The sequence below is a fragment of the Agromyces mediolanus genome (assembly GCF_044917495.1).
GTDB classification, from domain to species: domain Bacteria; phylum Actinomycetota; class Actinomycetes; order Actinomycetales; family Microbacteriaceae; genus Agromyces; species Agromyces mediolanus_B.
Window position 1 is genome coordinate 110,837 of the sequence record NZ_JAVSSI010000010.1, and the last position, 9,130, is coordinate 119,966.

Annotated in this window: 8 protein-coding genes, 1 tRNA gene and 1 other RNA gene; 4 read left to right on the top strand and 6 right to left on the bottom strand. The window is 73.3% G+C overall.

Annotated features, from left to right (window positions below; genetic code table 11):
- Positions 1–103: 103 nt before the first annotated feature.
- A tRNA-Ser gene (locus ROT00_RS14630) sits at positions 104–191 on the bottom strand.
- An RNA gene (gene ffs / locus ROT00_RS14635) (signal recognition particle sRNA small type) lies at positions 189–285 on the bottom strand. The genes ROT00_RS14630 and ffs overlap by 3 nt, the downstream gene beginning before the upstream one ends.
- Before the next feature lie 68 nt (positions 286–353).
- On the opposite strand from ffs, the gene pta reads away from it, so the two are divergent.
- From pta to ROT00_RS14655, 4 genes are all read left to right on the top strand, one after another.
- Complete coding sequence (pta, locus tag ROT00_RS14640; RefSeq protein ID WP_404775762.1) at positions 354–2,540, top strand: phosphate acetyltransferase; 2,187 nt, start codon at positions 354–356, stop codon at positions 2,538–2,540.
- The gene (locus tag ROT00_RS14645; protein ID WP_404775763.1) at positions 2,537–3,760 is read left to right on the top strand and encodes an acetate/propionate family kinase; all 1,224 of its coding nucleotides are present in this window, start codon (positions 2,537–2,539) and stop codon (positions 3,758–3,760) included. Before pta ends, ROT00_RS14645 begins: the two co-directional genes overlap by 4 nt.
- A gap of 119 nt (positions 3,761–3,879) precedes the next feature.
- On the top strand, positions 3,880–4,470 hold the full coding sequence (locus tag ROT00_RS14650; protein WP_404775764.1) for an ArsR/SmtB family transcription factor: 591 nt from the start codon (positions 3,880–3,882) through the stop codon (positions 4,468–4,470).
- The gene (locus ROT00_RS14655; RefSeq protein ID WP_404775765.1) at positions 4,467–5,912 is read left to right on the top strand and encodes an MFS transporter; all 1,446 of its coding nucleotides are present in this window, start codon (positions 4,467–4,469) and stop codon (positions 5,910–5,912) included. Before ROT00_RS14650 ends, ROT00_RS14655 begins: the two co-directional genes overlap by 4 nt.
- Before the next feature lie 4 nt (positions 5,913–5,916).
- On the opposite strand, the gene ROT00_RS14660 is transcribed toward ROT00_RS14655, so the two are convergent.
- The 4 genes from ROT00_RS14660 to ROT00_RS14675 are packed head-to-tail and all read right to left on the bottom strand — an operon-like array spanning position 5,917 to position 8,866.
- Positions 5,917–6,417, bottom strand: a complete 501-nt coding sequence (locus tag ROT00_RS14660; protein WP_404775766.1) for a hypothetical protein — start codon at positions 6,415–6,417, stop codon at positions 5,917–5,919.
- The gene (locus ROT00_RS14665; protein WP_404775767.1) at positions 6,414–7,628 is read right to left on the bottom strand and encodes a S24/S26 family peptidase; all 1,215 of its coding nucleotides are present in this window, start codon (positions 7,626–7,628) and stop codon (positions 6,414–6,416) included. The genes ROT00_RS14660 and ROT00_RS14665 overlap by 4 nt, the downstream gene beginning before the upstream one ends.
- Before the next feature lie 46 nt (positions 7,629–7,674).
- The gene (locus tag ROT00_RS14670) at positions 7,675–8,295 is read right to left on the bottom strand and encodes a SipW-dependent-type signal peptide-containing protein (RefSeq protein WP_404775768.1); all 621 of its coding nucleotides are present in this window, start codon (positions 8,293–8,295) and stop codon (positions 7,675–7,677) included.
- 7 nt (positions 8,296–8,302) lie between these two features.
- Positions 8,303–8,866: a SipW-dependent-type signal peptide-containing protein gene (locus ROT00_RS14675; RefSeq protein ID WP_404775769.1), complete on the bottom strand. Its 564-nt coding sequence runs from the start codon at positions 8,864–8,866 to the stop codon at positions 8,303–8,305.
- Between the last annotated feature and the right edge of the window lie 264 nt (positions 8,867–9,130).

Below are 9,130 nucleotides of genomic sequence, written 5' to 3' on the forward strand. Positions count from 1 at the left end.
CGGTGGTGCTGGCGGAGGATGGGGGATTCGTGGATGTCCCGGGGTGCTGCGCGTCACCCGGAATGACGAACGCCCGCCGTTGCGGGCGGGCGTTCGGTGGTGCTGGCGGAGGATGGGGGATTCGAACCCCCGAGGGCTTTCACCCAACACGCTTTCCAAGCGTGCGCCATAGGCCACTAGGCGAATCCTCCAAAGACCCCTCACGCACCCGCCAGAGCCCGGTTACCCTTGCTGCGTTTCCGCCCTGGGGGAGTTGGCCTGGATGGCGCCACGTGAGGAGCCTCGGACAGTCTACCCGAGCGAACGGCTCCGCAAGAACGCACGCTCTCAGGCTCGACCAATAGGCTGGGTTCGTGGCGCACAGCATCTACATCTGCTCCGCCGAGGGGAACACGGGCAAGTCCACCGTTGCGCTCGGGACTCTCGACACGCTCATCCACCGCGCGACCCGGGTCGGCGTGTTCCGGCCGGTCGCGCGCTCGACCGCGGAACGCGACTACGTGCTCGAGCTGCTGCTCGGGCACGACGGCGTCGTGGACCTCGCCTACGAGGACGCGATCGGGGTCGGCTACGACGACGTCCACGCCGATCCGGACGGGGCGCTCGCGACGATCGTGCAGCGGTTCAAGGCCGTCGAGGCGCGCTGCGACACGGTCGTTATCCTCGGCTCCGACTACACCGACGTCGCGAGCCCGACCGAGCTCGCGTTCAACGCCCGCATCGCGGCGAACCTCGGCGCGCCGGTGCTGCTCGTGCTCGGCGGCCGGGCCGGGCTGCAGGGCGCCGACCGCATCGGCCACGCCGATCACGCCGTCGGCGACGAGGCGCGCACGGCGCCGGAGATCGCCCAGCTCGCCGAGCTCGCGGTCGAGGAGCTCGAGCGCGAGCACGCGAGCCTGCTCGGCATCGTGGTGAACCGGGCCGACCCCGACGCGCTCGACGCGATCGTCGCCGAGGTGCGCACCGCCGTGCAGCGCGGGCCGGGGCGGCACGGCCGCCCCTCGGCATCCGTCTCCGGCGACGCGCCGACGGCCGTCTGGGCCATCCCGGAGGACCGCTACCTCGTCGCGCCGTCGATGCGCACGGTGATGGAGGCGGTCGGCGGCGAGCTCACCTTCGGCGATCCCGACCTGCTCGACCGCGAGGCGCTCGGCGTGGTCATCGCGGCGATGTCGATGGAGAACGTGCTCACCTGGCTGACCGAGGGCGCGGTGGTGATCGTGCCGGGCGACCGCAGCGAGGTGCTGCTCGGGGTGCTGACGGCGCACTCGAGCCAGGCGTTCCCGTCGATCTCGGGCATCGTGCTGAACGGTGGATTCCCCCTGTCGGAGCAGGTCGAACGGCTCGTGCAGGGCCTGAAGGCCGGGCTTCCGATCATCCGCACGCCGATGTCGAGCTACGAGACGGCGCTCGCGATCACCCGCACCCGCGGCCGGCTGGCGGCGGAGTCGCAGCGCAAGCGCGACACCGCGCTCGCCCTCTTCGAGAAGCACATCGACGCCGAGGCGGTGCTCGAGCTGCTCGACGTGGCCCGCACCGACGTGGTCACGCCGCTCATGTTCGAGTACGGCCTGCTGGAGCGCGCCCGCCGGGCGAAGAAGCACATCGTGCTGCCCGAGGGCTACGACGACCGCATCCTGCGTGCCGCCGCGACCCTCCTCGCCCGCGAGGTCGCGGAGCTCACGATCCTCGGCGAGGAGATCGAGATCCGTTCCCGGGCGATCGGGCTCGGCCTCGACCTCTCCCGCGCGGCCGTGCTCTCGAACCACGACTTCGTCTATGTGACCCGCTTCGCCGAGGAGTACCAGCGGCGCCGTGCGCACAAGGGCGTCACGCTCGAGCAGGCCCGGGAGCGCGTGCAGGACGTCTCCTACTTCGGCACGATGATGGTCGAGCTCGGTATGGCCGACGGCATGGTCTCCGGCGCGGCGCACACGACGGCGCACACGATCCGTCCGTCGTTCGAGATCGTGAAGACCCGGCCGAACGTCGACATCGTCTCGAGCGTGTTCCTGATGGCGCTCGCCGACCGGGTGCTCGTCTACGGCGATTGCGCGATCGTGCCCGATCCGACGGCGGCGCAGCTCGCGGACATCGCGATCTCCTCGGCCCGCACGGCCGAGCAGTTCGGCATCGAGCCGCGGATCGCGATGCTCTCCTACTCGACCGGCGGCTCGGGCGAGGGCGCCGACGTCGACAAGGTGCGGAAGGCGACGGAACTGGTGCGGCTGCGTGAGCCCGGGCTCGCGGTCGAGGGCCCGATCCAGTACGACGCCGCGGTGGACGCGGCCGTGGCGCGCACGAAGCTGCCCGGGTCGGATGTCGCGGGCCGGGCCACGGTCTTCGTCTTCCCCGATCTGAACACGGGCAACAACACCTACAAGGCGGTGCAGCGCTCGGCGGGCGCGGTGGCGATCGGACCGGTGCTGCAGGGGCTGAACAAGCCGGTGAACGACCTCTCGCGCGGCGCGACGGTGCAGGACATCGTGAACACCGTCGCCATCACCGCGATCCAGGCGGCGGAAGACGGCGTGCGATGAGCGTCGTGCTCGTCTGCAACTCGGGCTCGTCCTCCTTCAAGTACCAGCTGATCGACGTCGCACGCTCGGAGATGCTCGCGAGCGGCATCGTCGAGCGCATCGGCGAGGGCGTCGGGCACGCGCAGCACCGGCACGAGGGGCCGGACAACCGCAGCGCCGGCTCGAACTGGGACGGGGCGTTCGAGGTGCCCGATCACTTCGCGGCGTTCGAGGTCATGCTCGAGGGCTTCGCGGCCCACGGGCCGTCGCTCGAGGAGTTCCCGCCGGTCGCGGTGGGGCACCGGGTGGTGCAGGGCGGGGCGCGCTTCTTCGAGCCGACCGTCGTGACCGAGCTCGTGAAGATCAACATCGACGAGCTCTCCTCCCTCGCGCCGTTGCACAACCCGGCGAACCTCGCGGGGATCGAGGCGGCGCAGCGGGCGTTCCCCTCGGTGCCGCACGTCGCCGTCTTCGACACCGCCTTCCACCAGACCATGCCGCCCGCCGCGTACAGCTACGCGATCGATCGCGCCGTGGCGGCGAAGCACCGCATCCGCCGCTACGGGTTCCACGGCACCTCGCACCGCTACGTCTCCCGCGCCGCCGCCGAGTTCCTGGGGCGGCCGATCGAGGAGCTCCGCACGATCGTGCTGCACCTCGGCAACGGCGCCTCGGCCTGCGCGGTCTCGGGCGGCCGCTCGGTCGAGACGAGCATGGGGATGACACCGCTCGAGGGGCTCGTCATGGGCACGCGGTCGGGCGATCTCGATCCGGCGGTGCTGCTGCACCTGCAGCGGCGGGCCGGCTACTCGGTCGCCGAGGTCGACGAGCTGCTGAACCAGCGCAGCGGGCTGATCGGGCTCGGCGGGCACGCCGACATGCGCGATCTCGTGGCGGCGGCGGACGGCGGCGACGAGGCGGCGGCGCTGGCGCTCGAGGTGTACGCGCACCGGGTGCGCTCCTACGTCGGCGCCTATGCCGCGCAGCTCGGCCGGGTGGACGCGATCGTGTTCACCGCCGGAGTGGGGGAGAACGCGGCCCTCGTGCGGGAGTGGTGCCTCGCGGGGCTCGAGGGGTTCGGCGTGATCGTCGACCCCGAGCGGAACCGCGCTGCCGGGCACGGCGCCCGGCGGATCTCCGCGATGGACTCGCGGGTGGAGGTGCTCGTGGTGCCGACGAACGAGGAGCTCGAGATCGCGCGGCAGACCGCCGCCGTGGTCGAGGCCGGCGCGACGGGCTGAGCTCGAGGCGCAGGGGAGCGCTCGGGCAGCGGGGCGCTCGGGGCATCCATCGGTGAGATGTCGTGGCGATATCCACAAGAACTGTTGCACAAGAGTTCTTGTGGAAGTAGGCTGCCGATATGAGCGACAGCCCGCGGGACGAACCGAGCCGCATCGAACTGCACGACCTCGGCCGGATGCGCGCCCTTGCGAACCCGGCGCGCATGCGCGTGCTCGGCGCGCTCCGCCTCGACGGGCCGGCCACCGTCGGCGCGCTCTCCGAACGGCTGGATGAGGCGCCGGGCTCGGTGAGCTACCACCTGCAGACGCTCGCGAAGCACGGCTTCGTCGAGGAAGCGCCCGAGCTCGCCCGCGATCGCCGCGAGCGCTGGTGGCGCGCCGCGCACGACTACACGAGCTGGGACCCGCTGGAGTTCCGCGACGACCCGGCCACGCGCGCGGGGCTCGACGAGTTCCGCCGTCAGGTGCTCGACGGGTACCACCGCGAGCTCCTCGAGGCCCTCGCCGCGGAACCCGCGCTCGAGACCGAGTGGGTCGAGGCGGCGGAGTCGGCCGACGCCGCGGCGCACCTCACCGCGGCCGAGCTCGGCGAGCTCTCCGCGGAGCTCGCCGCGGTGCGCGACCGCTGGTACCGACGGGGGCGCGAGCGTCGAGCGGGCACCCGCCCGGTGCGCTTCATCACGCACACCTTCGTGCGGGGCGAACCGTGAGCGCGCCCGCCGAGCCCGCCGTGCGGTCGGCGCACCCCCGCCGCACCCCGCTCTTCGCGACCTTCGCCGCCGCGCTCTTCTCGCTCGGCGGCAACGCGATCGCCCTCGTCGCGATCCCGATCATCGCGCTGCAGCAGACCGGTTCGCCGCTCGCCGCGGGCGTCGTCGGCGTCTTCGCGACCGTGCCGCTCGTCATCGGCGGCGCCTTCGGCGGCGTGCTCGTCGACCGCTTCGGCTACCGGGTCTCGAGCATCGTCGCCGACCTCGCGAGCGCGGTCACCGTGCTCGCCCTCCCGATCCTGCACGCGACGGTCGGCCTCGAATTCGGGGTGATGCTGGCGCTCGTCTTCCTCGGCGGCCTCCTCGATCCGCCCGGCGACACCGCGAAGACCGCGCTCACCCCCGAGCTCGCGGCACTCGCGAGGATGCCGATCGCGCGCGCCGCGGGCATCCAGTCCGCCGTGCAGCGCACCGCGTCGATGCTCGGCGCCGCGACCGCCGGTGCGCTCATCGCCTTCCTCGGCCCGATGCCGGCCCTCGTCGTCGACGCCGCCGGCTTCGTCGTCTCGGCCGCGCTCGTGCTCATCCTCGTGCCGCGCGGCATCCGGCCGGCCGGGTCGGACGCCGCAGCGGCGGGGGCCACCGGCGCAGGGGAGGGCGCGGAATCCGGCGCCGCGGGGGAGCCATCGGCGAGCGCTGCCGCGCAGTCCGGCCGCGGCGGTTTCGTGGAGGGCCTGCGTTTCGTCGCCCGCTCTCCGCTCCTGCGCGCGATCGTGCTGCTCGTCACCCTGACGAACGCGATCGACGCGGCGGGGCTCACCGTGCTGAAGCCGCTCTACGCCACCGAGGTGCTCGGCGATCCCGCCCTGCTCGGCTTCATGGTCGGCTGCTTCGCGGGAGGCGCACTGCTCGGATCCGCGGTGTTCGCGGCGGTCGGGCATCGCTGGTCCGGCCGGGTGCTGTTCGCGGCCTGCTTCATGCTCGCGGGCACCGTGCCGTACGCGGCGATGGCGTTCGAGGCGCCCGCTCCGGTGCTCCTGCCGGTGCTCGCGGTGTCGGGCTTCGCGGCGGGCGCCATCAACCCGATGATCGCGACCGCGATGTACGGGCTCATCCCGAACCACATGCGGGCGAGGGTGTTCGGCGTGACCACGGCCGGCGTCGCCGCCACCATGCCGCTCGGCGCGTTCCTCGGCGGGCTCGCCGCGGAGCAGCTCGGCGTCGTCGCTTCGGTCGCCGGCTGCGCGGTGCTCTACCTGGTGCTCGCCTCGAGCCCCCTGTACCTGCGCGCCTTCGGCGGGCTCCGGGCGGCGAACGCGGCAGCGGCCGAACGCGGAACCGACGAGGATGCCGCGGCCGAGCGCGGAGCCGAGGAGGATGCCGCGGCGGGCACCGCGCCCGCCGTGCCCTCCTCGGAGCGCGGCCGGAGCGGAGCGGCCTGAGCCCTCACGTCACGGTGCACGTGCCGGTTCCGATCAGTGCGGGCAGCGCGGCGGTGACGAGGCGCTGCTGCGAGGTCCAGCCTCCGCGCTGCATCGAGACGGACAGGTAGCCGGTGCCGCCGAGGGCCGCGTTCAGCAGGCCGCCCGTGTAGGTCGTCGTGTACGAGCCGCCGCTCGGTCCGGTGGTCGTGAGCGAGCTGCCGAGCAGCACGACCTCGAGCAGCAGCGGATTCGTGCCGGCCTTATACACGGCCTCGCCGATCGCGTAGCCCGCGGGCAGCTGCCAGGTGATCGAGATCCGCGCCGAGCCCAGCACGTTCGATGCCGTGCAGGCGGTCGCGAGCGCGGTCGGCGCCGGGATCGTGGCCGCCGAGATCGAGCCCATGCCCGCCTCGTCGTCGCTCCAGGCGGCCTCCGTCGGGCGCGCCGGGATGGCGAGCAGCGCGATGAGCGCGGCCGCGGCGAGTCCGACCGCGACCCGCTCGAGCGGTCTGCGGCGGGTCACGGTGCCCGCCCCACGCGCCGCCGTGCGAGCAGGGCGAGCGTCCCGCCGAGGGCGAGGAGCCCTGCCGCGAGCAGCGCGCGGCCCGCCGCTTCGACCCCGCTCGCCGAGAGGCCGCCGCCGGGTGGGCCCGCCGCCGTGCCGCCGCTTCCGTCGGTCTCGAGGAGCTCGCCGAAGCCGTCCGCCTGCACCCGCCACTCGGCGCGCGCACCGGGCACCGGGTCCTGCTCCGGCATCCGCAGCTCGAACCGCAGCCACCCGCCCGGGCGCCCGGGGATCTCGCCGAGCGCCAGATCGGTGATCGAATCGCGGAGCGGGCGTTCGGGCACGATCTCGCGCCCGTGGTCGCAGCCGCCAGCGGCGGGGCCGCCGTCGCAGGACACGACGCGGAGCAGGATCGGCGAGGGATCGTGCACCGTGACCTCGAGCCGGAGCGTGATCGTTCCCGGCGCGCGCGCGATCGTTGAGGCGCCGAGCAGGAGCGTGGCGGTGTCGCCCGGGGCGAGCCGCGCGAGCGCGAGCGGGTCGCCGATGGTGGTGAGCCGCAGGTACTCGCCCTGCACCACACGTTCGACCGGGGCGGCCTCCGCGGGCGGTGCGGCGCCCCAGCTCGCCCCCGCCACCGCGAGCACGACGAGTCCGCCGAGCGCGCCGACCCGCCCGCGATCGCCTGCCGCGGCGCTGGCGCGATCGCGCCGCGGCGCCCGCCGGCCGTGGGGACCGCGGGGCCAGAACGCCCAGAGCACGAGCGCGGTGAGCCCGAGCGTCAGGATGCCGAGGACGACGGGATGCTGCAGGGCGGAGATGACGCCGGCGACCCCGGGCACCGACCAGAGCACGAGCCGGACGGTGGTGACGTCGTACGGCGCGGGATCGTCCACGGGGTTGGCGTCGCCGCGGAGCGTGAGCGCGCGCCCCTCGGGCGCGCCGCTCGGCGAGACGTCGATCGCGACCACGCGGTGCGTCACCGGCAGCCGTCCATCGCGATCGACGGTGACGACGTCGCCGAGGTGCACCTCGCTCGCGGGGATCTCGCGGACGAGGGCGGCCGAGCCGGCCGGGATCGTCGGGCTCATCGATCCCGTGGCGAACAGCATGATCGTGACGTTGAACGCGAGCGCGGCCGCGACGAGGGCGATGCAGAGCACGCCCGCCGCGGCGAGCACGAACAGCCCGAGCTCGCCGAGCGCGCGGCCGATGCGCCCGGCGCTCATGTCGCCTCCGTCATTCCTGCCCCCGTCCCCCGTCGAGGTCGTCGAATCACTGGTTCGAGCTGGTCGTGACCGTCCACTTCAGCGTGCCGCTCTGGCCCTGGATGGTGCTCGGCGCCGTCGGCTTCATGCGGACCTGGAAGCAGAACCGCACGACGTTCGCCGCGGCCTTGGTGATGGCGCCGCTCTTGCCCGCGGGCACGGCGGCCGTCGTGTCGGTGAAGGTGGCGTCGGTGTAGATCGAGCTGTCGCTGCAGGCCGTCGCGGTGCCCGAGAGCACGGCGACCTTGTAGTCGAGCTGCGCCGTCAGCGTGCCCGCGCCGCCGGTGGCGATCGCCGACAGGACGGCCTGGCCGTCGACGGTCGTGCCCGCGGTGGTGCGCACGTCGAGCCCGGCCGTCGCGGTCGCGGACGGCGAGAGCCCGGCGACCGCGAAGCTCAGGGTCGCCGGAGCGGCGTCGCTCGTCTGCGCGTACGTCGACCCGGCGGAGTCCTTCGCCTCGCTGACGAAGACGCTCGCGCTGAAACTGCCGGTGCCCACCTCGGAGTCGTTCCACGCCGCGAGGGTCGCGGTCGCGCCGACGCCGAGCACGAGGCCGGCGGCGAGGATGGCGAGGAGCCGTCGGCGGGCGACGCCGTACGGCCCGCGCCAGCTGCGGTGCCGAGGCACGGTCGGCCTACGAGATCGGCGCCGACGAGGTGCCGAGGAACGCCCACGTGATCGAGCCCGTCTGCGACTGGCCGAGCGCGCTGCTCGCGGTGACCGCGACGCAGTAGTTGCGCTGCTCGGTCAGCGAGGCGAGCGTGCCGATCGCGTCGGGCGTCGTCAGCGTGGCCGGGGTCGCGTTCGGCACGACCGAGGTGCCGGCGGCGAACGCCGTGGCGTCGCAGCTCGTCCCGGTGCCGACGTCGACGATGCCGTAGCTGACGTTCGGCGCGATGGTCCCGCTCCCGGCCGAGGTGAGCGTGAGGTCGGCGCCGTAGTTGGAGCCGGCGCCGAGTTTCAACGAGAACAGGTGATACACCGTCGCATCGGGCGTCAGCCGGTCGGCTCCGACGGCGAAGGTGAGTGCCGCGCCCGGCGCGCTCGGATGCTCGCTGAACGCGGTGCCGTCCGGACTGCCGACGAGCGAGAACGCCCCCGAGCCGAAGGCGCCGCTCGCGAACTCCCGGTCCGTCCAGGCGGCGAGCGTGATCGCCGCGCCGACGCCGAGTACCAGCCCCCCGGCCAGTATCGCCATGATCTTCCGGCGCCCCCGCGCCCCGTCCGCGCCGTCCTGCGGCTGCGCGGGGCCCCCCGCCCGCGCACCCCCCCGCCCCGTCGCAACACTGTACTGATGCAAGTTTTACCCCATTTGCCGCATTATCCTCCATTTAACTAGGGCCCCAACCCAAAACTTAGCCAACCCGACTGGTGTAGCCCATTAGGACGCCATTGGGTTGTCACCGCAACCCACTAGCTAACCCGGTGCCGTGGCGCTAGGGCGCGGGGGGTTACATAAGAA